The following is a 26438-nucleotide window of genomic DNA, read 5'->3' as shown; positions in this document are numbered from 1 at the left end:
TCTACTCCTTGCGTAACAGTTCGACGTAGCGACGGGTCACCTGGGTCAGGTCGTCCCCTTCCAGCGGGAACTCGATACCGCACGGTACGTCGATAGGCAATTGATTCAGCAGCTGTAGCCAGCGAGGATCCGCTTCATCCGGCGGCACTGCGCGATAGCTGTCGCGGTGCGCCACGGCGGCTTTGACGTGGATATAGCCCACGGACGGGGCGAGCTGCTCGGCGGCGACTTCAGGCGTATCGCCGACCCACAGCCAGTTGCCCATATCGAAGGTCAGCTGCACGGGCAGCTTCTGCGTGTGGCAAGCGGCGTTAAAGCGCTGCATCGGCGGCAATCGCCCACAGACTGTCTGATCGTTCTCGACGACCAGTTTCATCCCGCTGCTGTCGAGCCAGTCGCGCAGCGTCGTGAACTGAAGTGCGTTGGCAAAGTGGCCAAGCGAAACCTTCAACCACAGCGCGTTGAGCGTTTTGGCTTCCTGAAGCAGCGCCGGGAGTTGGGGGTTGAGGGTGCCATCGGACATAAACAACGGCTCGGGCGCTGAGTAGCAGGCCAGCAGGCCCGTTGAGGCTATCGCCGCTGCGAGTTGGGGAAGCGCCTGTTGTTCGGCCGGGGTGAACATTTCACGGCGAATTTCGACGCCGTCAGCCCCCGCATCCGCAATAACCGGCAGCATAGCGATTTGCCCGCCTGCGGCACGTACCGGGTCATAGCCATAAGCGGCAGTGACCACCATGATTTTTCTTTGCATAGGGACTCCAAATCCAGCGTTCTTTCTAATACGCTAAATGGAATCGGTTCCAAAGAAAATCTCAGGGTGTTGAATTTATGATCACCATCACGAAGGAATGTTAACGCGCCGTTGATCCGCGGACGATCAGCTCCCCGGAAAAGACCTGCTCATGGATGGATTCGGAAACCCCTTCGATGCGGCGCACGACCTGCTCGACGGCGGCGTAGCCAATCTGCCAGGTCGGCTGCTTCAGGGTGGTGATGCCCACGCCTGCCAGCTCTGCCCACTCCAGCTCATCGAAGCCGAGCAGGCCAATATCGCTGCCCCAGTTGAGGCCAATACGCTTGAGTGAGCGGGCAACCTGTAGCGTTAATGCGCCGTTAGCGGAAATGACCGCCTTGCGCATGCCGCGGTGCTGCTGGTGAAACTGGCGCAGGGTGTTATCAAGCTGAGTGTTTTCTGCCAGCGGCACTTCGGCGTTTTCAGCCACCACGCCGGGATAGCGGGCGAGGGTGGCACGAAAGGCGCTGAGGCGCTCGCGACGGGTATTGACGGTACCCAGCGGTTCACTGATAAACAGCAGCGCTTCAAAGCCCTGTTCGATAAGGTGTTCGGTGGCGGTTGTCGCGGCCTGAGTGTTATCCAGCCCCACAACATCGCAGGAGAAATCCGGGATTTTTCGGTCGATAAGCACCATCGGTAGCGCGGATTGTTGCAGGCGTTGCAGGCCCTCTTCACGCATCCCCACGGCATTTACCACAATGCCTTCCACCTGATAGCTACGCAGCAGATCGAGGTAATGCAGCTCCTGGTTCACCTCGTTGTTGGTGTTACACACCAGCGGGGTGAAGCCTTTCTCACGGCAGGCGGCTTCGATACCGCTCAACACGTTGACGGAATAGGGGTTGGTAATATCGGCGATGATAAGGCCAATCAGGCGGGTGCGGCCGCGTTTAAGGTTGCGGGCCATCAGACTTGGGCGATAGTCGAGTTCAGCAATGGCGGTTTCAATGCGGGCGAGCAGCGCATCGGAGAGCAGATGTTTTTCGCCATTGAGATAGCGCGAAATGCTGGTTTTGCCGGTTTTCGCGGCTTTTGCCACATCGCTGATGGTGGGGCGTGCTGATTTTGCCATGGAAGTTCTCTCGCCTGAAAGTGAGAACACCTTAACGCGAAAATCTGGCTAAGCAAGTGTTTTGCCGGGAGGTATTGCGCCACCCGGCAATAAAAAGATTACATCGGGCTGAGTGTAATCTCGACGCGGCGGTTCTGCGCTTTGCCTTCTTCGGTGCTGTTGCTGGCAATCGGGTTTGCCGGGCCCATACCGGTCGTGCGCACGCGCGCAGCGGCGACACCCTGGGTAATGAGCGAGCTGCCTACGGAATCAGCACGCTGCTGTGACAGCTTCATGTTCAGCTGCTGGCTGCCGGTGCTATCGGTATAGCCAATCACGTTAACTGCGGTTTTCTCGTACTCTTTCAGGACCATCGCGACACCAACCAGCGTATTGGCACCCGCTGGTTTCAGCGTGGAAGATGAGCTGTCGAAGGTGACGTTGTTTGGCATGTTGAGCACGATGTTGTCGCCGTTACGGGTGACGCTCACGCCGGTACCCTGCATTTTCTGCCGCAGTTTTGCTTCCTGCGCGTCCATGTAATAACCCACGCCGCCGCCGACGGCGGCACCCGCTGCGGCGCCAATCAGCGCGCCTTTGCCTCGGTCATGTTTTGACGATGACAGTGCGCCAATGCCGGCACCAACCAGAGAACCAAGTCCTGCACCGATCCCCGCTTTACCTGCTTCGCGTTCACCGGTATACGGGTTAGTGGTACAGCCAGAAACCGCCATTGCGCCGCTCACCAGAGCCGCAATCATGAAAATGCGTTTTTTCATCTTATGTCCTTAATCCTTTTTATTCTTTGCCACGGCAGGTGTGGCGGTTGATTATGACGTGCAAAAGCGGGGAAAATTCCCCTCGGCTTTTAACTTTTTGTAAATAATTTCGAGCGATGATGAAAAGCTCGCCGTAACACCTGCATCAGCTATCCAGGAGCACGCCTTGGCAAATTCAGCGACAACACAAACCATCCTCACCGCCGCCCATTGGGGGCCAATGTGGGTTGAGACCGACGGCGAGCAGGTTCTTTCCTCGCGCGGCGCGCTTAAAACCACGTTTACCAACTCGCTGCAAAGCGTGGTGCGCGACCAGGTGCACAGCAAAACGCGCGTGCGTTACCCAATGGTGCGTAAAGGTTTTCTGGCGTCACCGGACAGCCCGCAGGGTATTCGCGGGCAGGATGAGTTTGTGCGGGTAAGCTGGGACGATGCGCTGGCGCTTATTGACCGCCAGCACCGACGTATTCGCGATAGCTATGGCCCGTCGTCGATTTTCGCGGGTTCCTACGGCTGGCGTTCCAACGGCGTGTTACACAAAGCGGCGACGCTACTTCAGCGCTATATGAGTCTCGCCGGCGGTTATACCGGCCATCTTGGGGATTACTCGACCGGCGCGGCGCAGGCAATCATGCCCCACGTGGTGGGCGGGAATGAGGTGTATCAACAGCAAACCAGCTGGCCGATGATACTGGAGCATTCGGACGTGGTGGTGCTGTGGAGCGCCAATCCGCTGAATACGCTTAAGATTTCGTGGAACGCTTCCGATGAGCAGGGGCTGCCCTATTTTGAGCAGCTGCGCCAAAGCGGCAAGCGGCTGATCTGCATTGATCCCATGCTGTCGGAAACCGTCGCCTTTTTCGGTAAATCGATGGAGTGGATTGCGCCGCATATGGGTACCGACGTGGCGATGATGCTGGGTATCGCCCATACGCTGTTGGTTAATGAATGGCACGATGCGGACTTTTTATCGCGCTATACCACCGGATTCCCGACGTTTGCCGATTATCTGCTAGGCAAAAACGATGGTGAAGCTAAAACTGCCGAATGGGCGGCGGCTATCTGCGGCGTCAGTGCAGACAAAATACGCGAACTGGCAGACATTTTCCGTCATAACACCACCATGTTGATGTCCGGCTGGGGCATGCAGCGCCAGCAGTTTGGCGAGCAAAAACATTGGATGCTGGTGACGCTGGCCGCCATGCTGGGCCAAATAGGCACCCCAGGCGGCGGTTTTGGTCTTTCTTATCATTTCGCGAACGGCGGCAACCCGACGCGCCGCGCGGCGGTACTGGCCTCAATGCAGGGCACGGTACAGGGCGGCGTTGATGCGGTAGATAAAATCCCGGTGGCGCGGATTGTCGAAGCGCTGGAAAACCCCGGTGCGCCGTATCAGCACAATGGTTTGGATCGCCACTTCCCGGATATTCGCTTTGTCTGGTGGGCCGGCGGCGCCAACTTTACCCATCATCAGGACACCAACCGTTTGATTCGCGCCTGGCAAAAGCCGGAGCTGGTGGTGATCTCGGAATGTAACTGGACGGCGGCGGCGCGGCATGCGGATATTGTCCTGCCCGCCACCACCTCATTTGAACGTAACGATCTGACCATGACCGGCGATTATAGCAACCAGCATCTGGTGCCGATGAAACGGGTGGTGATGCCGCAGGACGAAGCGCGTGACGATTGGCAGGTGTTTGCTGACCTGAGTGAGCTTTGGCAGCCTGGCGGGCGAGCGCGTTATACCGAAGGAAAAAGCGAGCTGCAGTGGCTGGAAACGTTCTACAACATCGCCGCTGAGCGCGGTGCCAGCCAGCAGGTGACGCTGCCGCCGTTTGCACAGTTCTGGCAGGCCAACGAACTGATTGAAATGCCTGAAAGCGAACAAAACGCGGCGTTTGTACGTTTCGGCGCGTTTCGTGCCGACCCGCAGGCGAACCCGCTAAAAACGCCGAGCGGCAAAATTGAGATTTACTCTGAGCGCATTGCCAGCTTCCAGTATCCGGACTGCCCGCCGCATCCGATGTGGCTGGAGCCGGATGAGTGGTACGGCAATGCGCAGCCGGGGCAGCTTCAGCTATTGTCGGCGCATCCGGCGCACCGCCTGCACAGCCAGCTCAACCACACCTCATTGCGCGAGCAATACGCGGTGGCCGGGCGCGAGCCGCTGACGCTGCATCCTCAGGATGCGCAGGCACGGCAAATCAACGATGGGGATGTCGTACGGTTATGGAATCACCGTGGGCAGGTGCTGGCCGGAGCGGTGGTCAGTGAAGACATTAAACCTGGCGTCATGTGCCTGCATGAAGGCGCATGGCCAGATTTAGATCCTCAAGCGGGGGGGATTTGCAAAAATGGGGCGGTAAACGTGCTCACCAAAGATATCCCCAGCTCGCGGCTGGGGAACGGCTGCGCGGGTAACACGGCGCTGGCCTGGGTCGAAAAATATGACGGCCCTGAGCTTACGCTAACGGCGTTTAATCCGCCTGCCAACGCATAATCCAGGTAGGATGCCGGGTCTCGTCCTGCCACGCGCTGTCTTCAATACGAAAACCCTGCGCGTGGTAGAAATTTACCGCCCGGCAGTTCTTCTGGTACACCTCAAGGCTGAGGTCGCTAAAGTGCTGCTTAACGACATCCAGCAGCGCCGTACCGATGCCGAGATGGAGAAACTCCGGTGCGACAAACAGCGCGCCAACAAAGCGCCCCTGAATGACGCTGACAAACCCTCGCACCTGCTGCTCTTCCTCCCACACCCAGGTGTCGGCGGCAGGGAGATAGGTGTCGCGCACAATCGGCAGACTCTCTTGCCAGTACTGTTCGGCGATAAACGGGTGTGCGTAAGTCGTGCTTTCCAGCCACAGCTCGAGTAAAGAATCGAACTGACTAGTGTTCCATTTTCTGATCATGCTGAACTCCAGGATGGCAGAAGCAGCCCGTGACGTGGTCGCTGACCAGACCGCAGGCCTGCATGAAGGAATAACAAATTGTGGTGCCGACGAACTTGAAGCCGCGTTTTTTCAGGGCTTTAGATAATGCATCTGATGCGGGCGTTGAGGTCGCAATTTCAGCAAGCGTCGCGGCCTGGGTGATGATGGGGGTGTTATCGACAAATGACCATACGAAGGTATTGAACGGCTCGCCGTTGGCCTCCATAGCCAGAAACGCGCGTGCGTTGCCGATGATGGCCTGAATTTTTCCCCGGTGGCGAATGATCCCGGCGTCCAGCACTAAACGTTCCACGTCTTCTTCGGTCATTGCCGCCACTTTAACCGGGTCAAAGTGATGGAAGGCCTGACGGTAGTTTTCGCGCTTTTTCAGCACGGTTATCCATGACAGCCCGGCCTGTTGGCCCTCGAGACAGATCATTTCAAACAGTTTTTGCTTATCTCTTTGGGCAACTCCCCACTCGGTATCGTGATACTCGATGTAAAGCGGATCCTGACTGACCCAACCGCAACGCTGCATGTGATTCTCCCTTTTTTGCCAATGGCTCACGCACGATAATAAAACCCTGCACTTCTCTTGACGCCGATAATAAAGAGGTAATAGTTAATATAGGGAACTATCCCTTAAAACATAACAATAACTGCCGAATCTGGCTCTTCTCTGGAGTCACTTGATGAATAATAAGAAATGCAATGGCCCCTGGCGATATGTTACGCCGGCATCGGTTTTCGTGTGGATGTTATTTTCCCCACATGCGAATGCCTGGCAACAGGAATATATCGTGTCTGACTCACAAAGTAATACTGCCGAGCGCTATACATGGGATAGCGATCACCAACCGCGCTACGATGACATTCTGGCGGAGCGTATTAAAGCCGTGCAGGCTGGTGCCGGAGTGAACCTCAATTCACCGGACAATATGCCGCTGGATGCGACCAAAACCATGAGCGTTGGCTGGAATTTTCCGCTGACCAGCAGCGTGACAACCGGGCCGGTGGCGCAATGGCGTTATGATGGTTCGCCGGGTTTTATGTGGAATGAATCTGGCGATACGATTGCCACGACGTCGCTAACCGACCCATTGTGGCATGCCAGCGTCAGCACGCTTGGCTGGCGGGTAGATTCGCACACCTGGCTTGGCATACGGCCGTGGGCGCAGGTGAGCTATAACCAGCAGTTTGGTGATAATCAGTGGAAGGCGCAGTCTGGGTTTAATCGCACGCCTACCGCGCTGCAGGATGGTAGCTGGGTTGATGTTACCGTTGGCGCAGATATGTTACTGAATTCACATCTGGCGGCCTACGCGGCACTGTCGCAGGCGGACAATATGCCTACCGGCGTTAACTATTTCTATACCATGGGCGTCAGCGCGCGCTTCTGAAAGTATTAGTTTGTCTCACCAACATCAGCGGCAGGTCATTTTTTCAATGTCATTCATTCCGCCGCTGATGCATTTCATTCCGTCCTGAATGCACTTCATGCCTTTTTCAACCTGCAAAAATGCTAACTTCGTTATTGTTGGCAGCAGTTAATCTACGAAGGCATCTTCATCATGAACGCTGCAACTAAAAATAATACCCGCTGGCTGACATTATTCGGCACCATCATCACCCAATTCGCGTTAGGCTCTGTGTATACCTGGAGCTTGTTCAACAGCGCGCTGTCCACCAAGCTGGATGCCTCGGTCAGCCAGGTGGCGTTCTCCTTTGGTTTATTAAGCCTGGGCCTGGCTATTTCATCCTCCGTTGCCGGTAAGCTGCAGGAGCGTTTTGGCGTTAAGCACGTCACCATGGCTTCCGGTATTCTGCTGGGACTCGGCTTCTTCCTGACCGCACACGCGAACAGCCTGCCAATGTTGTGGCTGAGCGCCGGGGTGATTGTTGGCCTTGCCGATGGTGCGGGCTATCTGCTGACGTTGTCCAACTGCGTTAAATGGTTCCCGGAACGCAAAGGGCTGATTTCCGCCTTCGCTATCGGTTCCTACGGTTTAGGCAGCCTCGGTTTCAAATTCATCGACAGCCATCTGCTGGAAACCGTCGGCCTGGAAAAAACCTTCATGATCTGGGGCGCGATTGTGCTGGTGATGATTGTCTTTGGCGCAATGCTGATGAAAGACGCACCAAACCAGGCCGTTGCCAGCCATAACGGCGTAATGGAGAACGACTTCACGCTGGCTGAATCCATGCGTAAACCACAGTACTGGATGTTGGCAGTGATGTTCCTGACCGCCTGTATGAGCGGCCTGTATGTCATCGGTGTGGCAAAAGATATTGCGCAGGGCATGGTGCATCTGGACCTGGCGACTGCCGCCAACGCGGTGACGATTATCTCGATTGCGAACCTGAGCGGCCGTCTGGTACTGGGTATCCTTTCCGATAAAATCTCTCGTATCCGCGTTATCACCATCGGCCAGATTATCTCCCTGGTGGGGATGGCTGCGCTGTTGTTCGCCCCGCTTAACGAAGTGACCTTCTTCGCGGCGATTGCCTGTGTGGCCTTCAACTTCGGTGGCACCATTACCGTCTTCCCATCGCTGGTGAGTGAATTCTTTGGTCTGAATAATCTGGCGAAAAACTACGGGGTGATTTACTTAGGTTTCGGGATTGGCAGCATCTGCGGCTCGCTGATAGCTTCGCTGTTCGGCGGCTTCTACGTGACCTTCTGCGTTATCTTCGCACTGTTGATTATTTCCCTGGCGTTGTCGACGACTATCCGCCAGCCAAAAACGGAAATTCTGCGCGAAGCTCACGCTTAAAAATAATTTCCTCACTTATTAAGTAGATTCTGGCCAGGTATTTTTGTAAATATCTGGCTAGATCACGATCCCTCCGAATACTTTTCCCCTTTCTTGTTGTCTACTTACCGCGCTTGCGTATGAGTCCTTAATGGCTCATGACAATTATTCGCGGATCAACTGACTGCTGTCGTTTGCCACCCGCCTTTGGTTTTCCCTTTTCCCAGGGTTTTTTCATGAAATACATAAAAACGATGTCCCAGCAGATGCTGTGTATGCTGCTGGCGGTTTACATCGGCTGGTTGATGAACTATTCCGTGTTTGTCCGTCGGTTTGAAGGGTACCTGCAGGATTTTAGCGTCGATAAAGGGATTTTCATTGCTATTGAAGTTGTTGGCCCCGTGCTCGCGACTTTTTTCTTGCTGCGCTTACTGTCACTCGGTGGACGCACGTTGTGGAAGGTACTGGCCACGCTAGTGGTACTGATTTCCGCCGGTGCCAGCTACTACATGACCAATCTGAATGTGGTTATTGGCTACGGCATTATTGCGTCGGTGATGACCACCGACGTGGATCTCTCCAAAGAGGTGGTGGGCTGGCATTTTATCTCATGGCTGGTAATGACCAGTATCGTGCCGCTGGTGTTCATTTGGCTTAACGGCGCGCGTGACACGCTGCTACAGCAGCTGCGTACGCCGGGCCAGCGGATACGCAGCGTGGCAATTATTCTTGTTTGTGCGCTGCTGGTGTGGGGGCCGATTCGCCTGATGGAAGCCCATCTCAAAGAGAGTGAGCGCCTATCGCAGGTTGATTTGCCAAGCTACGGCGGCGTGCTGGCAAACTCCTATTTACCGAGCAACTGGGTTTCTGCGCTGAGCCTGTACGGTTGGACGCAGATCGATGAATCTTTTGATACCAAAGAGCTTATCGACCCGGCTAAAAAATTCACCTACGTCGCGCCTGAGGGGATCGATGACATCTACGTGGTGTTTATTATCGGGGAAACGACCCGCTGGGATCATATGGGGCTGTTTGGCTATGAGCGTAATACCACGCCTGAGCTGGCCAAAGAGAAAAACCTGGTCGCGTTCCGCGGCTACTCTTGCGATACCGCCACCAAGCTGTCGCTGCGCTGCATGTTCGTGCGGCAGGGTGGGGCCAGCGATAATCCGCAGCGTACGGTCAAAGAGCAAAACGTGTTTGCCGTGCTGCACCAGTTGGGCTTCACCGGCGATCTGATGGCGATGCAAAGTGAGCTGTGGTTCTACAGCAACACCATGGCAAATAACATCGCCTATCGCGAGCAGATTGGCGCAGAGCCGCGTAACCGTGGCAAAAGCGTGGATGACATGCTGCTCGCCGATGAGCTTAAAAACGTGCTGGCGCGCAGCGGTGTAGACGGTAAGCATCTGATTATTCTTCATACCAAAGGCTCACACTTTAACTATACCCAGCGCTACCCACGCAGCTTTGCGAAGTGGCAGCCGGAGTGTGTGAACGTGGACGATAAATGCACCAAGGCGGAGCTGATTAACTCCTACGATAACTCGATAACCTACGTCGACCACTTCCTGGTGAATGTGTTTGACCAGATGCGCGATAAAAAGGCGATTGTCTTCTTTGCCGCCGATCACGGGGAGTCGATCAACGAGCATGAGCGTCTGCACGGAACGCCGCGCAAGATGGCACCACCGGAGCAGTTCCGAGTGCCGATGATGGTTTGGATGTCGGATAAGTATCTGGAAAACCCGGACCATGCCCGGTCATTCGCCTACCTGCAACAGCAGGCGGCGATGAAGCAGCCAAAGCGTCACGTTGAGCTTTACGACACCATTATGGGATGTTTGGGCTACACCTCGCCAAACGGTGGCATTAATGAGTACAACAACTGGTGCCATGTCCCGGAGAAGGCAGTAACAGCGCAGTAATGGCTTTCTCTTGACGGGACAATTACGGGCCAGACCAAAAATCGCTCTATGAGTAACACCGTCAGTATAAGATTGAGATACCCGGGGCGACCACCGGGTTTGGCGTCCCTCCGGGAACCAAATCCCGGCGTTTCCCCTAATCGCTTTACTTAACTGAACGGTGTTAGCTCTTTGAGCGGTTTTTTATGTCTAGCCTCCGGGATATCAACTCCCCCGGGGGCGAAAACTAAGATGCAGCCTCACGGTCCAATGCCACAAACTCTTCCCCTGTTTGTTCACAATTCTGTGACATATTCCATTGCTTTTTTTTATGCATAGACGAATCTTTTTTCACGCTGCTTATGGCTCGGCCCAGCATTTTCCCCTGTGCGTTTTAACGTTCATGGCATTAATCGCTCAGATATTCATCATATCGAAATAAATTTTTCACATATAGGCTAATTGTTAATCACTAGATGTTGCAAAGTATTAAGTGAATAACTCTGCTTTAGTGCCCATAGCATAAATTTCTCTGCTGAAAATAGCCCTTCGGGGTTTTTTTAATCTTTGCCCATCCATTCTCACCTTCAATACAAATCCCGGACAACTGTATTGACGTTTTCACATTCTGTTGACAGATTGTAGGGCATGAGGGGCATTTCATGGAGAATCCGCGCTGCAACTCAGTTGTTCCAGTGAAAGGAATCCCGCCTCTACAACACATCGACCAAGCCGGGTAAAACACAAATAAAGGCCAGGCGGTGTAACCCAATGCAAAGGGTAAAAACAACACAAATCACTTTGGAGCAGAATAATGAGTATTTCCTTGAAGAAGTCAGGGATGCTGAAGCTGGGTCTGAGCCTGGTCGCTATGACCGTTGCTGCCAGCGTACAGGCGAAAACCCTGGTTTATTGTTCAGAAGGCTCGCCGGAAGGCTTTAACCCACAGCTCTTCACGTCTGGCACCACCTATGATGCCAGCTCCGTACCAATCTATAACCGTCTGGTTGAATTCAAAACCGGTACCACGGAAATCGTTCCGGGTCTGGCTGAGAAGTGGGACATCAGCGCAGACGGCAAAACCTATACCTTCCACCTTCGCCCTGGCGTGAAGTGGCAGGACAACAAAGACTTTAAACCGACGCGTGATATGAACGCCGACGATATCGTCTTCTCCTTCGACCGTCAGAAAAATGCCCAAAACCCGTACCACAAAGTCTCTGGCGGCAGCTATGAATACTTTGAAGGCATGGGCCTGCAAGACCTGATTAGCGAAGTGAAAAAAGTCGACGATAATACCGTTCAATTCGTTCTGACCCGTCCAGAAGCGCCATTCCTGGCTGACCTGGCGATGGACTTTGCCTCTATTCTGTCAAAAGAATATGCTGACAACATGCTGAAAGCCGGTTCGCCGGAGAAAGTTGACCTGAACCCAATCGGTACCGGTCCATTCCAGCTGCAGCAGTACCAGAAAGACTCTCGTATTCTGTACAAAGCGTTCCCGGGCTACTGGGGCACCAAGCCGCAGATCGACCGTCTGGTCTTCTCCATCACGCCTGACGCTTCCGTGCGTTACGCTAAGCTGCAGAAGAACGAATGCCAGGTGATGCCGTACCCGAACCCGGCTGACATCGCGCGCATGAAAGAAGACAAGAACATCAATCTGATGGAACAGGCAGGCCTGAACGTAGGTTACCTCTCCTTCAACACCGAGAAAAAACCGTTTGATGACGTGAAAGTGCGTCAGGCGCTGACCTACGCGGTAAACAAAGAAGCGATCATCAAAGCGGTTTATCAGGGTGCAGGCGTTGCGGCTAAGAACCTGATCCCACCTACCATGTGGGGCTATAACGACGACGTCAAAGACTATACCTACGATCCGGAAAAAGCGAAGGCGCTGCTGAAAGAAGCGGGCCAGGATAAAGGTTTCACCGTTGAGCTGTGGGCGATGCCGGTACAGCGTCCATACAACCCGAACGCTCGCCGTATGGCTGAGATGATTCAGGCTGACTGGGCGAAAATCGGCGTACAGGCCAAAATCGTGACCTACGAGTGGGGTGAATACCTCAAGCGTGCGAAAGCCGGTGAACACCAGGCTGTCATGATGGGCTGGACCGGCGACAATGGGGATCCGGACAACTTCTTCGCGACACTGTTCAGCTGCGCGGCGGCGAAAGATGGCTCCAACTACTCCCGCTGGTGCTACAAGCCGTTTGAAGATCTGATTCAGCCGGCACGTGCGACCGACAACCACGAAAAACGCGTTGAACTGTACAAACAGGCTCAGGTAGTGATGCACGATCAAGCGCCAGCGCTGATTGTTGCCCACTCCACCGTATACGAGCCGGTGCGTAAAGAAGTCAAAGGCTATGTGGTTGATCCATTAGGTAAGCACCACTTCGAAAACGTATCCATCGAATAATAAAGACGACGCCTTAACCGGCAGCGCACGCTTCCTACCCCCCTTGGGGTGGGAAGCCGCGCCGTATCTGCGTCTGCCTCATTTGAGGCTGGCGGCAGATTTGTGAGCAATACAGACGTCCTGTGACCAGGCGGGCCGTCATTATAGAGAATCAGGGCTATGTTGCAGTTTATCCTCAAACGGTTGGGTCTGGTGATCCCAACGTTTATCGGTATCACCCTCCTGACGTTTGCCTTCGTGCATATGATCCCCGGCGATCCGGTGATGATTATGGCCGGCGAACGTGGTATTTCCCCTGAGCGCCACGCCCAGCTGCTGGCTGAACTCGGCCTCGATAAGCCGATGTGGCAACAGTACCTCCACTATATCTGGGGTGTACTGCACGGTGACTTAGGGATTTCATTAAAAAGCCGACTTCCGGTGTGGGACGAGTTCGTGCCGCGTTTTAAAGCGACGCTGGAACTCGGTATCTGCGCCATGATTTTTGCTATCGCCGTCGGGATCCCGGTTGGCGTATTGGCTGCGGTTAAACGCGGTTCCATCTTCGATCATACCGCGGTTGGCCTGGCGCTGACCGGCTACTCCATGCCGATTTTCTGGTGGGGCATGATGCTGATTATGCTGGTATCGGTGCAGTGGAACCTGACACCGGTCTCCGGGCGCGTCAGCGATATGGTGTTCCTTGATGACAGTAACCCGCTGACCGGTTTCATGCTGATTGATACCGCCATCTGGGGCGAAGAGGGTAACTTTATCGATGCGCTGGCGCATATGATTTTGCCAGCGATGGTGCTTGGCACGATCCCTCTGGCGGTTATCGTGCGTATGACCCGTTCGTCGATGCTGGAAGTGCTGGGTGAAGATTACATCCGTACCGCCCGCGCCAAGGGGTTGACCCGGATGCGCGTCATCGTGGTTCACGCGCTGCGTAACGCGATGCTGCCGGTGGTCACCGTTATCGGCCTTCAGGTCGGTACGCTGCTGGCCGGGGCAATTTTGACGGAAACCATCTTCTCCTGGCCTGGCCTGGGACGCTGGTTGATTGATGCTCTGCAGCGCCGCGACTATCCGGTGGTTCAGGGCGGGGTGCTGCTGGTGGCGACGATGATTATTCTCGTCAACCTGCTGGTAGACCTGCTGTACGGCGTGGTAAACCCGCGCATCCGTCATAAGAAGTAAGGGGCCGTCATGACACAAGTTACTGAGAACAAAGCGGTGTCCGCACCGGTGCCGATGACCCCTTTCCAGGAATTCTGGCACTACTTTAAACGCAATAAAGGCGCCGTCATTGGCCTTGTCTACGTGGCCATCGTGCTGTTTATTGCCATTTTCGCCAACTGGATTGCGCCGTATAACCCGGCGGATCAGTTCCGCGATACCCTTCTGGCACCGCCTGCGTGGCAGGAAGGTGGCTCATGGGCGCATCTGTTTGGTACCGATGACGTCGGCCGCGATGTGCTGTCGCGCCTGATGTATGGCGCGCGCCTGTCGCTGCTGGTAGGCTGTCTGGTGGTCGTGCTTTCGTTGGTCATGGGGGTTGTGCTGGGGCTGGTTGCCGGTTACTTCGGCGGCATCGTCGACAACATCATCATGCGCGTCGTCGATATCATGCTGGCCCTGCCAAGCCTGCTGCTGGCGCTGGTACTGGTGGCGATCTTCGGTCCTTCTATTGGTAACGCCGCGCTGGCGCTGACCTTTGTTGCCTTACCGCACTACGTCCGCTTAACGCGCGCGGCGGTGCTGGTGGAGGTCAACCGCGACTACGTGACCGCCTCTCGCGTGGCGGGTGCCGGTGCGATGCGCCAGATGTTCGTTAATATTTTCCCAAACTGCCTGGCGCCGCTGATTGTTCAGGCGTCGCTCGGTTTTTCTAACGCCATTCTCGATATGGCTGCCCTTGGCTTCCTGGGGATGGGCGCACAGCCGCCTACGCCGGAATGGGGCACCATGCTCTCTGACGTTCTGCAGTTCGCGCAAAGCGCCTGGTGGGTTGTGACCTTCCCGGGCCTGGCGATTTTGCTGACGGTGCTGGCATTTAACCTGATGGGTGACGGTCTGCGTGACGCGCTCGATCCCAAACTGAAGCAGTAAGAGGTTCGAGATGGCGTTATTAAATGTAGATAAATTATCGGTGCACTTTGGTGACGAAGGCACACCGTTTAAAGCCGTAGACCGCGTGAGCTACAGCGTAAATCAGGGTGAAGTGGTCGGTATCGTTGGGGAATCCGGCTCCGGGAAATCCGTCAGCTCGCTGGCGATCATGGGGCTGATTGACTATCCCGGCCGCGTAATGGCCGAGAGCCTGCAGTTCAACGGTCAGGATCTGAAACGCATTTCAGAGAAAGAACGTCGTAATCTGGTGGGCGCCGAAGTGGCGATGATCTTCCAGGATCCGATGACCAGCCTTAACCCGTGCTACACCGTCGGTTTCCAGATTATGGAAGCCATCAAGGTGCATCAGGGCGGTAACAAGAAAACCCGCCGTCAGCGGGCGATTGACCTGCTCAATCAGGTGGGTATTCCGGACCCGGCATCACGTCTTGACGTTTATCCGCACCAGCTTTCCGGTGGCATGAGTCAGCGCGTGATGATTGCGATGGCCATCGCCTGTCGTCCGAAGCTGTTGATTGCCGATGAACCGACGACGGCGCTGGATGTAACTATTCAGGCGCAGATCATTGAGCTGCTGCTGGAACTGCAGCAAAAAGAGAACATGGCGCTGATTCTGATCACTCACGATCTGGCGCTGGTGGCGGAAGCGGCACACAAAATTATTGTGATGTACGCAGGCCAGGTGGTGGAAACCGGGGCGGCAAATGATATTTTCCGCGCCCCTCGTCATCCGTATACCCAGGCCTTGCTGCGCGCGCTGCCGGAATTTGCTCAGGATAAAGCGCGTCTGGCGTCGTTGCCGGGCGTGGTGCCGGGTAAATACGATCGCCCGAACGGCTGTCTGCTGAACCCGCGCTGTCCGTATGCAACCGATAAATGCCGCAGCGTTGAACCTGAACTGAATCTGCTTAATGGCGGTCGCCAGTCGAAATGCCACTACCCACTCGATGATGCCGGGAGGCCCACACTATGAGTACGCACGAGGCCACCTCGCAGCAGCCGCTGCTGCAAGCCATTGACCTGAAAAAACACTACCCGGTGAAGAAGGGTTTTTTTGCCCCTGAGCGCCTGGTTAAAGCGCTGGACGGCGTATCGTTTACCCTCGAACGCGGTAAAACGCTGGCGGTCGTGGGTGAATCGGGCTGTGGAAAATCCACCCTGGGCCGCCTGTTGACGATGATTGAAATCCCGACCGGCGGTGAGCTCTATTACCAGGGTCAGGATCTGCTCAAGCACGACCCGCACGCACAGAAACTGCGTCGGCAGAAAATCCAGATTGTGTTCCAGAACCCGTACGGTTCCCTGAACCCGCGTAAGAAAGTGGGGCAGATTCTGGAAGAGCCATTGCAGATAAATACTTCACTTAGCAAAGAGCAGCGCCGTGAAAAGGCGCTGGCGATGATGGCGAAAGTGGGGCTGAAAACCGAGCACTATGACCGCTACCCGCACATGTTCTCCGGCGGTCAGCGTCAGCGTATTGCGATTGCCCGTGGCTTGATGCTCGATCCCGACGTGGTGATTGCCGACGAACCGGTCTCTGCGCTCGACGTTTCCGTGCGTGCGCAGGTATTAAACCTGATGATGGATTTGCAGCAGGAGCTGGGGCTGTCCTATGTCTTTATCTCCCACGACCTGTCGGTGGTGGAGCATATCGCCGATGAAGTGATGGTGATGTATCTGGGGCGCTGCGTAGAGAAAGGGACGAAGGACCAGATCTTCAACAACCCTCAACATCCGTACACCCAGGCGCTGCTCTCCGCCACACCGCGCTTGAACCCGGATGAGCGTCGTGAGCGTATTAAGCTGACCGGTGAACTGCCAAGCCCGCTGAACCCGCCTCCGGGTTGCGCATTCAACGCCCGCTGCCGCCGTCGTTTTGGACCGTGCACTCAGCTTCAGCCGCAGTTGAAAGACTATGGTGGACAGCTTGTGGCATGTTTCGCGGTCGATCAGGATGAGAATCCAGAGAAAGCGGTATAGCAGAAAGGCGTTTTGCTAAGAAGGGAAATGAATTGGGCCGCCGGGGTAACACCCGGCGGCCTTTTTGTTGTTATTGCGGATATGGCACCCATGCACCGCCGTTCAGACGAACGTATGGTTTGCCCTGGTACTGAACGACAACGGCGTTGGCGTTTTCGGACACTGCGGCTGTCTGCGGCAGATTACCGGTGTAGGCTGACCAGTCGACGTTATCTTCGGTGAAGATTTTGCCGTCAACGGCGCGGGCAACCAGCTCAGAAATAGCCAGATAGCTGCTTGGTTTGTTGATATCAATCGCCGTGCCCTGATGCGGCGCCTTCATGCCGAAGAATTTAACGGCTGCCGGAACGTGGGTAATGGACGGGCTTGGGATATCACGCAGACCAGAGACCTGCATTTTATCGCCCTGCAGCGCCGCACCATGCTCAGGCACCACAACGACCATCACTTTACGACCCGATTTTTCCAGCTCGGTAAAGAAGGCATCCAGTTCATCAAACAGTTTCTGCGCGCGAACTTTGTAATCTGCGGGCTTGCTCTGTCCCGGCTCGTGGTTGCCATCGTGCAGCGGCAGAATGTTATAGAAGGTCGCCGTACGCCCACCTGCAGCGGTCTCTTCATTTTTTAACCAACGGTTCAGTACGGCCAGATCGTCGTATACCGGTGAGTTATCAAAGGAACGCAGGTTAACCGGCAGATTGCTTTGATCCATCAGCGGGCTTTGCATACCGCCGTACTCACGCACTTCTTTCAGGAAGTTACCAAATACACCGTCGTGGTCCAGCGCCAGATGTTGGGTAAAGCCCAGTTTGGATAAATTATCGAACAGGTAGCACTGGTTGCCTGCCGGCTGATACAGGTCAGTATGCGATGGCTGACCGCAGCTGGCGCGCAGCAAACGGATAGCCGCCGGGCCGCTGTAAGAGGTCGCGGAGTTGAAATCGCTAAAGCGAATGTCAAAGTGGGACCACAGCGGGTGCTGCAGCAATCCTGCGGCTTCGATATCGGACGTCGCCAGAGAACAGATATTAATGACCAGCAGGTCAAACGGCTGTGCGTCTGCGGGAAGCTGCGTTGGGAACGTGGTGGCGCGCTTGCTTTCAGAAGCGTAGAAGCTGGTGAGCCAGGCGTTCAGGTTATCGGACGTTGGCGCGGCGGTTTGTGGCGGAATATCGCTGCTAGAGGAGTCCGCTGTTGTCGTGGTTGGGGCCGTCGTCTGGACGGTGGTTGCGCCGCCGTTTTGCCCGGTTGGCCACAGCGTAAAGGAAGGGCCGAGCAGCGCAGTCAGGTTGACCCATATCATCGCGATGACCACAAAGACGGTCAGGCGAAGCCATTGATTTAAGAATAACCAGGCAACGAGCAGCACAAAGAATGCACCGATCATCTGCCAGTTGATGAAGCGAGTCACCAGATCCCACAGATAGTCGGCGCTAAAACCGGCGACCTGTGACCCTTGGCTCATGATGCTTTCCGGGCCCGGCAGCCAGGTATCATGCCAGAACAGGGCAAACCCAACGGGAATGGCAATCCACTGCCGCCAGCGATGCAGTCGGCTGTTAGGCAGCGGGAAGAGTAAGAACGCCATGAACACCAGGTTCATCATGGCGTGGAAATTCAGGTATCCAGCCCACAGTAAGCCAAACTTGACCAGGAAATAAAAGTTCCAGCCGGATAGCCCCCGCCAATAATGCCAAAGCGGGGAAGGGGTAGTGGCGGCGTTTTGCGTCGATTTAGTCATTTTTTGATTTTGCCCTGACGGCCAGATCCCGGCGTAATACGCCTACTGGTTTAACATAACGGGGTTTAAGAAAGATCAGACGGAATGTGTTCACTACGCGTCGCTGATGATGGCGCGCCAGATAGCCCAGCGGGAAAAAGATCAGCGCACAAAGCACAACAAGTTGAATAATATCGCTTATCGACATCATGACGGTTTCTCTCCGGTCTCTGTAGACAGGCGCATAGGCTCAGGATAACGGCGCCAGGCATTGCCTTCATAGGTCGCGTTAATCACGTTTTTCGGTTTTGGCGCAATATCCAGCGGCTTGGTCCACAGCTCAGGCTTCACATCGCGCATGTTGACCAGCTCCGCAGCGATTTGTTTATCTTCAAACCAAATCATACGGTTAGAGAAAATATCGCCGGTTGGCAGCGGGAAGATATGGTTCAGCGCTTTGTCGAGGTCGTTAACCCGGCAGAATGGCAGGAACAGTACCAGGCGGCGGTCAGCAATCGTCACTATATCGCCCATACGGTGCGGACGACAAAGGGTCAGCGCCTGCTCAACACGCAGGCCTGGTGCCGGGCGCAGAGCCACCATGACGCCCTTACCGTCAGCCGGTAACAGCGTATTGTTCACGATTCTCTGCACTCCATCGCAGAATACATCCCACGTCTGATAACCTTTCAGTTTCAGCGGTTCCGTATTGGCCAGCAGGGTGGTTAAATCTTCTGGTACGTGGCGGGTGTACTGCTGTGTTTGTACGCTTTCGATTAACGTCAGGCTGCGAGATAACGGTGCCGAGGCCGGAATCACCACGTTTGCACCACAGCTTAATAACAGACGTTCATCGGTGGCACGTAAACAGGCCGTTGTTTCACGGACGATAAGTTTTATCGCACTGCCGCGCTGGCGACGCAGCGTATGAATGTTGCGGGCAAGAGCCTCTATCTGGCTATTTTGCGAAAGTGAGAATATGACCGTAGCCGCCTGCGCGGTACGTGCGGCATTAAAGACGGCGTCATTGGTATCAAATAACATCCAGTGTTCTGAAAGTGCCGGAGCCCCTTCAAGAATATTGATATTACTCAGTACCGTTTTTTCATCGCTGCGTGGCTGAACGTTCGCAACTTCATCCTGAGCTAAATGCCAGCCATCGTCTTTTTGATTAATTAGCAGCTGTTGACGTGCGCTTACGCCTTTTTCGTTAGCCCAGAAAACAATATCCAGAAGTTGACTATCACCCTGGTAACGTAAACTTGCCAGACCTGAAAGCGAACGATACTCACCTAATAATAACGAGGTCTGAGTATCGGCGTTGATTCCAGGATTTAGTACTAACAAAGTGCATTGATGGTATTTTGCCCATTGCTGAGTTTTGTTCAACCAATGCTGGAGTTTAGCGGAAGGAATGTTTCCCCACGTATTGTGGGAGCATAAAAGGATCACCAAATAATCTTTGGGATCTAATGTACAGAGCAAATCGCGGCGCATGCAGTATAGACCATCTGGGTTATTCTGCATGGTGAATAGTGAAATTTTTTTCGGGCCACGATTATCGTTTATTTCAATGATGTCATTGGGGTTTTCCCCCATGCTTACCACGGCTACCTTCGCATCGTTTTGCTGTGCGGATAGCGTCTGATTAAGCAGGCTGACGGCATCTTCATGGCGGTCGGTATTAATCCACCACACGCCGCCAGTCGGCATATGGCTCACTTCATCCCACAATGACTGGATGCCAAGAGTAAATATGGGGTTCATCGTGTCCCTCTTATCGACGATAATTCTGCGTATAAGTTTACTAGTGTAAACGGCAGAATAAACCTAATATTGAAATTAAATAGCATCAGATTTAGCATGTATACTCTAAATAGCACGAGTTATCGTCAGGTGATAAGTATGTAACTTTCCTGAAACCTGCATAACTATTTTGCATAACTATGTGGTTGAGATGAGTGAACGCAAAGCGACGCATCTGCAATCGAAAGTATGATGAGTATAAACGAATTTCCTGGAAAGGTTGCCCTTCGATTGACGCGGCGTATTCGGACTTTGATTTCTGAGGGCACATAAAAATGTCAGATAATGAACCCAAAACATCTGTGGATTCTCAACTAGGTTATACTTTTCAGAACGATTTTCTCGCATTGAGCCGGGCTTTCTCCTTGCCCGATATAGATTACACTGATATTTCCCAGCGTGAAAAATTAGCCGCCGCGTTTAAGCGTTGGCCGCTGCTGGCAGAGTTTGCAGAACAAAAAGTCGAACAAAAATAAGGAAGCCATAATGGCTATTCTGGGATTACAGGGCATCCGTGGCGGCGTTGGCGCGACGTCTATCACAGCAGCTCTTGCGTGGTCATTGCAGTTGCTTGGGGAGTCGGTGTTAGTTATCGATGCCTGTCCTGACAATATGCTGCGCCTGTCGTTCAACGATGATATCGACCGTCATAGCGGTTGGGCCCGCGCAGTGATCGACGGACAAGACTGGCGCGATACCGCTTTACGTTACACGGCACAGATTGATGTACTGCCATTTGGCAAATTGCAGGCCGGCGAGCAGCAAAATATTGGCGCGCTTAGCAATACGCTCGCGGCAATCGTCGATATTGCACAAACGCTACAGCGCCAGGGGCGCTATCAGTGGATACTGATCGACCTCCCGCACGGCTTCTACCCCTGGACGCCTTCTCTGGTGGATATCTGCCACCACACGTTAACGATTGTTCAACTCGATGCCAACTGCCATATCCGTTTACATCAACAGCTGCAGCCCGCTGATTCAAACCTGCTGATTAACGGTCTGCGGATGAGTAGCCCGTTACAGGAAGACCTCTTCCAGGTATGGCTACAGACTCAACGTCGGATGCTGCCGGTCGTGGTGCACGCGGATGAAGCGATGGCGGAAAGCCTCGCCAATAAACAACCGCTAGGCGAATATCGTCATGATTCTCTGGCTGCCGAAGAGATGATCACCCTCGCCAACTGGTGTCTGATGCACTATGCCAGCCAGCAGGCGGTGGAGAGCGAAGCATGATTCGCCTTGCCCACTGGATTTTTGTCCCGTCGGTATACGCGCGTTTACAGACGCGCTACCAGGGCTATCGTCGTGCCGGGTCCTCCTGGCTTAGCGCGACGCTGGCGTGTTTCTGGGTGGCAATGGCCTGGATAGTGATGCCCCTGGAAAACCCGCGTTTTCAGGCGATGCGCGAACGTCATGAACAACTGTTCCCTCATATTGATTGCCATCGTCCTCGCCCGCTGGACCCACTGCGATATGTGCTGCAGGCCATCTGGCTGATTGTCAGCAAGCCGCCAGAGGAACGTAAACCGACCGAGTGGCGTCCTCGCGCGAGCATTGAGAATCTGCGTGAGCGTTATACCCAGTGGCTGCACAAGTTGCCAGAACGGGTAACTCTGCAAACCGGCCATCTTGACGATAAGAAAGAGCTGGCACACCTTAGCCCGAAATTACGACGCTTAATTCTGGGTGTGGTCGTCACATTGTCGTTGATTCTGGCGCTGGTGTGCGTGACTCAGCCGTTTACGCCGCTGGCGCAGTTTATCTTCCTGATGTTGCTGTGGGGCGTTGCGCTGTTGGTGCGGCGAATTCCAGGGCGCTTCTCCGCGCTGATGCTAATTGTCCTGTCGTTAACCGTATCCTGCCGCTATATCTGGTGGCGCTACACCTCAACGTTAAACTGGAACGACCCGACAAGCCTGGTCTGCGGGCTGATTCTGCTGTTTGCTGAAACCTATGCCTGGATTGTGCTGGTGCTCGGCTACTTCCAGGTAGTGTGGCCGCTGAACCGTCAGCCCGTTCCGCTGCCGAAAGATCTCAGCAAATGGCCGTCGGTGGACATCTTTATACCGACCTATAACGAAGACCTTAACGTCGTTAAAAATACCGTTTACGCTTCGCTCGGTATCGACTGGCCGAAAGATAAAATATCGGTCTGGATCCTTGATGATGGTAATCGCTAGGAGTTCCGTCAGTTCGCCAGGGATGTCGGCGTAGAATATATTGCCCGAGCCACCCACGAACACGCGAAAGCCGGGAACATCAACAACGCCTTGAAATATGCGAAAGGCGAGTTTGTGTCTATTTTCGACTGTGACCACGTGCCGACGCGCTCGTTCCTGCAAATGACCATGGGCTGGTTCCTGAAAGATAAGAAGCTGGCGATGATGCAGACGCCGCACCACTTCTTCTCGCCCGATCCGTTTGAACGTAACCTGGGCCGTTTCCGTAAAACGCCGAACGAAGGGACGCTGTTCTACGGGCTGCTGCAGGATGGTAACGACATGTGGGATGCCACCTTCTTCTGCGGCTCCTGTGCGGTTATCCGACGTGAACCGCTGGATGCAATCGGTGGTATTGCTGTTGAAACCGTGACCGAAGATGCGCATACCTCGCTGCGACTTCACCGTCTGGGTTACACCTCTGCCTATATGCGTCTACCGCAGGCGGCGGGGCTGGCAACCGAAAGTTTGTCGGCACACATCGGCCAGCGAATACGCTGGGCGCGAGGCATGGTGCAAATATTCCGCCTTGATAACCCATTGTTTGGAAAGGGATTGAAGCTGCCTCAACGGTTGTGCTACCTCAACGCGATGTTCCACTTCTTGTCCGGTGTGCCGCGTTTGATCTTCTTGACGGCTCCGCTGGCCTTCCTGCTGCTGCACGCCTATATCATCTACGCTCCGGCGTTGATGATTGCGCTGTTTGTATTGCCGCACATGATTCACGCCAGCCTGACTAACTCAAAGATTCAGGGTAAGTACCGTCACTCTTTCTGGAGCGAAATCTATGAGACCGTGTTGGCCTGGTATATTGCGCCGCCAACCATGGTCGCGCTGTTTGCGCCGCACAAAGGTACCTTCAACGTCACGGCGAAGGGCGGCCTGGTAAAAGAAGAGTATGTCGATTGGGTCATCTCCCGGCCGTACATCTTCCTGGTGCTGCTGAACCTGGTGGGCGTGGCGTTTGGTATCTGGCGTTACATGTATGGCCCGGCAGATGAACATTTCACCATCTGGGTGAGCCTGGTATGGGTGTTCTACAACCTGATTATTCTCGGTGGCGCAGTAGCGGTATCGGTAGAAAGTAAGCAGGTGCGCCGCTCGCACCGTGTGGAAATTAAAATGCCTGGGGCGATTTCCCGCGAAGATGGCCATCTCTTCTCCTGTACGGTACACGACTTCTCCGACGGCGGTGTGGGGATCCACATTAACGGCGACGCCCAGGTGCTGGAAGAGCAGAAGGTCAACTTACTGCTCAAGCGTGGTCAACAAGAATATGTCTTCCCAACCCAGGTTGTGCGCGTCCAGGGGAGTGAAGTGGGGCTTAAATTACTGCCGATGAGTACCCGTCAACATATTGATTTTGTGCAGTGTACGTTTGCGCGCGCGGATACGTGGGCGCTCTGGCAGGACAGCTTCCCGGAAGATAAACCGCTGGAAAGTCTGATGGATATCCTGAAGCTAGGATTCCGTGGTTATCGTCACCTGGCCGAGTTTGCGCCGCCGGTGGCAAAAGAAATTTTCCGGTCGCTCACCTCGCTAGTGGCATGGGTGGCTTCATTTGTACCGCGTCGTCCAGAGCGAGAGGCTGTTATCGAGCATCCGCTATCGGCTATGGCTCAACAACAATAATGATGATTACACGATGAAAAGAAACCTTTCCTGGATTTGTGCAGTGGCAGTGGGCGTAGGCAGTTTACTACCGCTCACGACGCATTCAGAACCAACAACAGCGGTATCAGTTTCTCCGTCTGTTCAGGATAACGCAGCGGCTTCGGTGGAAGCGGCTACGCCTGCGAACACACCGGTAGTGGTGGAAGATGCGCCGACGCGTGACGTAAAGCTTTCTTTTGCTCAGATTGCGCCACCGCCGGGCAGCATGGTGCTGCGCGGGTCTAACCCGAACGGTGGGGTTGAATTTGGTATGCGTAGCGACGAAGTGGTGTCGAAGGCATTGCTGAATCTAACCTATACGCCGTCACCGTCGCTGCAGCCGGTGACTTCACAGCTCAAGGTGTACCTCAACGAAGAGTTGATGGATGTCCTGCCGGTCACCAAAGAGCAGTTGGGTAAAAAGGTGACGGCGCAGGTGCCCGTTGATCCGCTGTACATCACCGACTTTAACCGGGTGCGCCTCGAGTTTGTGGGCCATTACCGTGACGTCTGTGAAAACCCGTCGAACAACACCATTTGGTTGGATGTGGGCCGTAACAGCTCGCTGGACTTAACCTACCAGTCGCTGAAGGTGCGTAATGACCTGTCTCATTTCCCGGTACCATTCTTTGACGCCCGCGATAACCGCGCGCTGAAACTGCCGATGGTGTTTGCCGGTTCCCCGGACCTGCAGCAGCAGCAGGCGGCAGCGATTATCGCTTCGTGGTTTGGTGCGAAATCCGGCTGGCGCGGTCAGACTTTCCCGGTGCTGTATAACACACTGCCGGATCGTAACGCGATAGTCTTTGCGACCAACGATCATCGTCCGGACTTCCTGCGCGAACATCCGCCTGTTACCGCGCCGACGATCGAAATGATCGACCATCCGAACAACCCGTACATGAAAATGCTGGTGGTCTTTGGTCGTGATGATAAAGATTTGCTGAAAGCGGCGCAGGGTATCGCGTCGGGTAACATCCTGTTCCGTGGCGACAGTGTGACGGTCAATGAAGTCAAACCGCTGCTGGCTCGCGTGCCGTACGATGCACCAAACTGGGTACGTACCGATCGCCCAGTGACCTTCGGCGAGCTGAAAACCTATGAGCAACAGCTGCAGTCTACCGGGCTGGAACCGGCGTCTATCAACCTGTCGCTGAACCTGCCGCCGGACTTGTATTTGCTGCGCAGCACCGGTATCGATATGGACTTGAAATATCGCTACACCATGCCGGCTATCAAAGACAGCTCGCGCATGGACATCAGCCTGAACAACCAGTTCTTACAGTCGTTTAGCCTGAATAGCAGCCAGGACATCAACAAACTGATGATGCGCCTGCCGGTGTTACAAGGTCTGCTGGATGGTAAAAACGATGTCAGCATTCCGGCGCTGCGTCTGGGTGCGATGAACCAACTGCGCTTTGACTTCCAGTACTCGAACCCGATGCCGGGCGGCACAATTGACAGCTGTGTGACTTTCCAGCCGGTGCAGAACCACGTGGTGCTGGGCGATGATTCGACCATCGATTTCTCGCACTACTACCACTTCCTGCCGATGCCGGACCTGCGCACGTTTGCGAACGCGGGCTTCCCGTTCACGCGGATGGCGGATCTCTCCGACACGACTATCGTGATGCCGAAAAACCGTCTGAAGAACAGTTCAGCACGCTGCTGAATACCGTCGCGGTGATTGGCGGTCAGAGCGGTCTGGCTGGTACGAACATGACGATTACCGATGACGGTAGCCAGATTGCCAACAAAGATGCCGACCTGCTGCTGATTGGCTCAATTCCACAATCGCTGAAAGACGATAAGAAAGTGGATCTGCTGGTGGATGCGACCCAAAGCTGGGTGAAAACGCCGGTACGCCACAACGACCTGCCGAGCATCTACGTGGATGAGGACGATCGCACTGCCAGCATACAAACCGAGGTTTCATCCTCCGGTCCGATGGCGGCAATCGTGGGCTTTGAATCGCCGTACCACAAACAACGTAGCGTAGTTGCGCTGCTGGCCGATAGCGATAAAGGCTACAGCCTGCTCAATAATGCGCTGAATGACAGCGGTAAACGCGCGGCCATGTTTGGTTCGGTGTCGGTTATCCGCGAATCCGGCGTGAACAGCCTGCGTGTAGGTGATGTGTACTATGTGGGTCACCTGCCATGGTTTGAACGCGTGTGGTTTGCTCTGTCTAACCACCCGGTTCTGCTGGCCATCTTTGCCGCTATCAGCATCGTGCTGCTGGCATGGGTACTGTGGCGACTGCTACGTATCATCAGCCGCCGTCGTTTGAATCCGGAAGACGAGTAA

General features: G+C 54.6%; 19 protein-coding genes and 2 pseudogenes. 13 read left to right on the top strand and 8 right to left on the bottom strand.

What is annotated here, in order from left to right:
* Nucleotide 1: 1 nt before the first annotated feature.
* The 3 genes from LZ634_RS01015 to LZ634_RS01005 form a co-directional block, all read right to left on the bottom strand.
* Nucleotides 2-751: a sugar phosphate isomerase/epimerase family protein gene (locus LZ634_RS01015; RefSeq protein WP_234501888.1), complete on the bottom strand. Its 750-nt coding sequence runs from the start codon at nt 749-751 to the stop codon at nt 2-4.
* 100 nt (nt 752-851) lie between these two features.
* Entirely contained in the window at nt 852-1868 is a 1017-nt protein-coding gene (locus LZ634_RS01010; RefSeq protein WP_052282954.1) for a LacI family DNA-binding transcriptional regulator, read from the bottom strand.
* 98 nt (nt 1869-1966) lie between these two features.
* Entirely contained in the window at nt 1967-2626 is a 660-nt protein-coding gene (locus LZ634_RS01005; protein ID WP_234501887.1) for an OmpA family lipoprotein, read from the bottom strand.
* 220 nt (nt 2627-2846) lie between these two features.
* Here LZ634_RS01005 and LZ634_RS01000 point away from each other — a divergent pair, with 220 nt between their 5' ends.
* Nucleotides 2847-5126 carry a molybdopterin guanine dinucleotide-containing S/N-oxide reductase gene (locus LZ634_RS01000; protein ID WP_414467719.1) on the top strand — a complete coding sequence of 760 codons (2280 nt, stop codon included), beginning with the start codon at nt 2847-2849 and terminating at the stop codon, nt 5124-5126.
* Here the strand turns inward: LZ634_RS01000 and LZ634_RS00995 are convergent.
* Both LZ634_RS00995 and tag read right to left on the bottom strand, forming a co-directional pair.
* Entirely contained in the window at nt 5104-5535 is a 432-nt protein-coding gene (locus LZ634_RS00995) for an N-acetyltransferase (RefSeq protein WP_234501886.1), read from the bottom strand. The genes LZ634_RS01000 and LZ634_RS00995 overlap by 23 nt on opposite strands.
* A complete protein-coding gene (gene tag / locus LZ634_RS00990; protein WP_234501885.1) occupies nt 5513-6094 on the bottom strand; it encodes a DNA-3-methyladenine glycosylase I in 582 nt (193 codons plus the stop codon). Before tag ends, LZ634_RS00995 begins: the two co-directional genes overlap by 23 nt.
* 154 nt (nt 6095-6248) lie before the next feature.
* On the opposite strand from tag, the gene LZ634_RS00985 reads away from it, so the two are divergent.
* The 8 genes from LZ634_RS00985 to dppF all read left to right on the top strand — a co-directional run bounded on the left by LZ634_RS00985 (nt 6249) and on the right by dppF (nt 16730).
* Nucleotides 6249-6956, top strand: a complete 708-nt coding sequence (locus tag LZ634_RS00985) for an autotransporter domain-containing protein (RefSeq protein ID WP_234501884.1) — start codon at nt 6249-6251, stop codon at nt 6954-6956.
* 171 nt (nt 6957-7127) lie between these two features.
* Nucleotides 7128-8330, top strand: coding sequence for an MFS transporter (locus LZ634_RS00980; protein WP_234501883.1), 1203 nt, complete (start codon nt 7128-7130; stop codon nt 8328-8330).
* A 215-nt stretch (nt 8331-8545) separates the two neighbouring features.
* The gene (eptB, locus tag LZ634_RS00975; RefSeq protein ID WP_234501882.1) at nt 8546-10237 is read left to right on the top strand and encodes a kdo(2)-lipid A phosphoethanolamine 7''-transferase; all 1692 of its coding nucleotides are present in this window, start codon (nt 8546-8548) and stop codon (nt 10235-10237) included.
* Nucleotides 10238-11030: 793 nt separating this feature from the next.
* Entirely contained in the window at nt 11031-12638 is a 1608-nt protein-coding gene (gene dppA / locus LZ634_RS00970; protein WP_234501881.1) for a dipeptide ABC transporter periplasmic-binding protein DppA, read from the top strand.
* Nucleotides 12639-12797: 159 nt separating this feature from the next.
* Nucleotides 12798-13817: a dipeptide ABC transporter permease DppB gene (dppB, locus tag LZ634_RS00965; RefSeq protein ID WP_234501880.1), complete on the top strand. Its 1020-nt coding sequence runs from the start codon at nt 12798-12800 to the stop codon at nt 13815-13817.
* A 9-nt stretch (nt 13818-13826) separates the two neighbouring features.
* Nucleotides 13827-14729 carry a dipeptide ABC transporter permease DppC gene (gene dppC, locus LZ634_RS00960; RefSeq protein ID WP_234501879.1) on the top strand — a complete coding sequence of 301 codons (903 nt, stop codon included), beginning with the start codon at nt 13827-13829 and terminating at the stop codon, nt 14727-14729.
* A gap of 10 nt (nt 14730-14739) precedes the next feature.
* Nucleotides 14740-15723 (top strand): dipeptide ABC transporter ATP-binding protein, encoded by a 984-nt coding sequence (gene dppD / locus LZ634_RS00955; protein ID WP_234501878.1) that lies wholly within the window; start codon nt 14740-14742, stop codon nt 15721-15723.
* Nucleotides 15720-16730, top strand: a complete 1011-nt coding sequence (gene dppF / locus LZ634_RS00950; RefSeq protein WP_234501877.1) for a dipeptide ABC transporter ATP-binding subunit DppF — start codon at nt 15720-15722, stop codon at nt 16728-16730. The genes dppD and dppF overlap by 4 nt, the downstream gene beginning before the upstream one ends.
* Nucleotides 16731-16800: 70 nt before the next feature.
* Here dppF and bcsG read toward each other — a convergent pair whose 3' ends face one another.
* From bcsG to bcsE, 3 genes are read right to left on the bottom strand one after another with little or no spacing between them, the layout of a single operon-like run.
* On the bottom strand, nt 16801-18471 hold the full coding sequence (bcsG, locus tag LZ634_RS00945; protein WP_234501876.1) for a cellulose biosynthesis protein BcsG: 1671 nt from the start codon (nt 18469-18471) through the stop codon (nt 16801-16803).
* Entirely contained in the window at nt 18464-18661 is a 198-nt protein-coding gene (bcsF, locus tag LZ634_RS00940; protein WP_234501875.1) for a cellulose biosynthesis protein BcsF, read from the bottom strand. Before bcsF ends, bcsG begins: the two co-directional genes overlap by 8 nt.
* On the bottom strand, nt 18658-20217 hold the full coding sequence (gene bcsE, locus LZ634_RS00935; RefSeq protein ID WP_234501874.1) for a cellulose biosynthesis protein BcsE: 1560 nt from the start codon (nt 20215-20217) through the stop codon (nt 18658-18660). Before bcsE ends, bcsF begins: the two co-directional genes overlap by 4 nt.
* A 314-nt stretch (nt 20218-20531) precedes the next feature.
* Between bcsE and bcsR the strand changes: the two genes are divergently transcribed.
* The 4 genes and pseudogenes from bcsR (at nt 20532) to bcsB (ending at nt 26438) form a co-directional block, all read left to right on the top strand.
* Entirely contained in the window at nt 20532-20732 is a 201-nt protein-coding gene (bcsR, locus tag LZ634_RS00930) for a cellulose biosynthesis protein BcsR (protein ID WP_234501873.1), read from the top strand.
* A gap of 10 nt (nt 20733-20742) precedes the next feature.
* On the top strand, nt 20743-21492 hold the full coding sequence (bcsQ, locus tag LZ634_RS00925) for a cellulose biosynthesis protein BcsQ (protein ID WP_234501872.1): 750 nt from the start codon (nt 20743-20745) through the stop codon (nt 21490-21492).
* Nucleotides 21489-24110 (top strand): annotated as a pseudogene (gene bcsA / locus LZ634_RS00920) (UDP-forming cellulose synthase catalytic subunit). The gene bcsQ and the pseudogene bcsA overlap by 4 nt, the downstream one beginning before the upstream one ends.
* 13 nt (nt 24111-24123) lie before the next feature.
* Nucleotides 24124-26438 (top strand): annotated as a pseudogene (gene bcsB / locus LZ634_RS00915) (cellulose biosynthesis cyclic di-GMP-binding regulatory protein BcsB).

Source organism: Kluyvera intermedia (assembly GCF_021440345.1).
Classification (GTDB): domain Bacteria; phylum Pseudomonadota; class Gammaproteobacteria; order Enterobacterales; family Enterobacteriaceae; genus Kluyvera; species Kluyvera intermedia_A.
The sequence above is the reverse complement of the archived record's forward strand: the minus strand, read 5'-3'. Positions and strand labels throughout refer to the sequence as shown.

Bases quoted from the DNA above. Each gene is read 5' to 3' on its own strand.
- bcsR (WP_234501873.1), top strand. From the start codon at position 20,532: ATGTCAGATAATGAACCCAAAACATCTGTGGATTCTCAACTAGGTTAT.
- dppA (WP_234501881.1), top strand. From the start codon at position 11,031: ATGAGTATTTCCTTGAAGAAGTCAGGGATGCTGAAGCTGGGTCTGAGC.
- dppB (WP_234501880.1), top strand. From the start codon at position 12,798: ATGTTGCAGTTTATCCTCAAACGGTTGGGTCTGGTGATCCCAACGTTT.
- bcsE (WP_234501874.1), bottom strand. From the start codon at position 20,217: ATGAACCCCATATTTACTCTTGGCATCCAGTCATTGTGGGATGAAGTG.
- bcsQ (WP_234501872.1), top strand. From the start codon at position 20,743: ATGGCTATTCTGGGATTACAGGGCATCCGTGGCGGCGTTGGCGCGACG.
- tag (WP_234501885.1), bottom strand. From the start codon at position 6,094: ATGCAGCGTTGCGGTTGGGTCAGTCAGGATCCGCTTTACATCGAGTAT.
- LZ634_RS01005 (WP_234501887.1), bottom strand. From the start codon at position 2,626: ATGAAAAAACGCATTTTCATGATTGCGGCTCTGGTGAGCGGCGCAATG.
- dppD (WP_234501878.1), top strand. From the start codon at position 14,740: ATGGCGTTATTAAATGTAGATAAATTATCGGTGCACTTTGGTGACGAA.
- LZ634_RS01000 (WP_414467719.1), top strand. From the start codon at position 2,847: ATGTGGGTTGAGACCGACGGCGAGCAGGTTCTTTCCTCGCGCGGCGCG.
- LZ634_RS00995 (WP_234501886.1), bottom strand. From the start codon at position 5,535: ATGATCAGAAAATGGAACACTAGTCAGTTCGATTCTTTACTCGAGCTG.
- bcsG (WP_234501876.1), bottom strand. From the start codon at position 18,471: ATGACTAAATCGACGCAAAACGCCGCCACTACCCCTTCCCCGCTTTGG.
- LZ634_RS01010 (WP_052282954.1), bottom strand. From the start codon at position 1,868: ATGGCAAAATCAGCACGCCCCACCATCAGCGATGTGGCAAAAGCCGCG.
- LZ634_RS00980 (WP_234501883.1), top strand. From the start codon at position 7,128: ATGAACGCTGCAACTAAAAATAATACCCGCTGGCTGACATTATTCGGC.
- dppF (WP_234501877.1), top strand. From the start codon at position 15,720: ATGAGTACGCACGAGGCCACCTCGCAGCAGCCGCTGCTGCAAGCCATT.
- LZ634_RS01015 (WP_234501888.1), bottom strand. From the start codon at position 751: ATGCAAAGAAAAATCATGGTGGTCACTGCCGCTTATGGCTATGACCCG.
- eptB (WP_234501882.1), top strand. From the start codon at position 8,546: ATGAAATACATAAAAACGATGTCCCAGCAGATGCTGTGTATGCTGCTG.
- LZ634_RS00985 (WP_234501884.1), top strand. From the start codon at position 6,249: ATGAATAATAAGAAATGCAATGGCCCCTGGCGATATGTTACGCCGGCA.
- dppC (WP_234501879.1), top strand. From the start codon at position 13,827: ATGACACAAGTTACTGAGAACAAAGCGGTGTCCGCACCGGTGCCGATG.
- bcsF (WP_234501875.1), bottom strand. From the start codon at position 18,661: ATGATGTCGATAAGCGATATTATTCAACTTGTTGTGCTTTGTGCGCTG.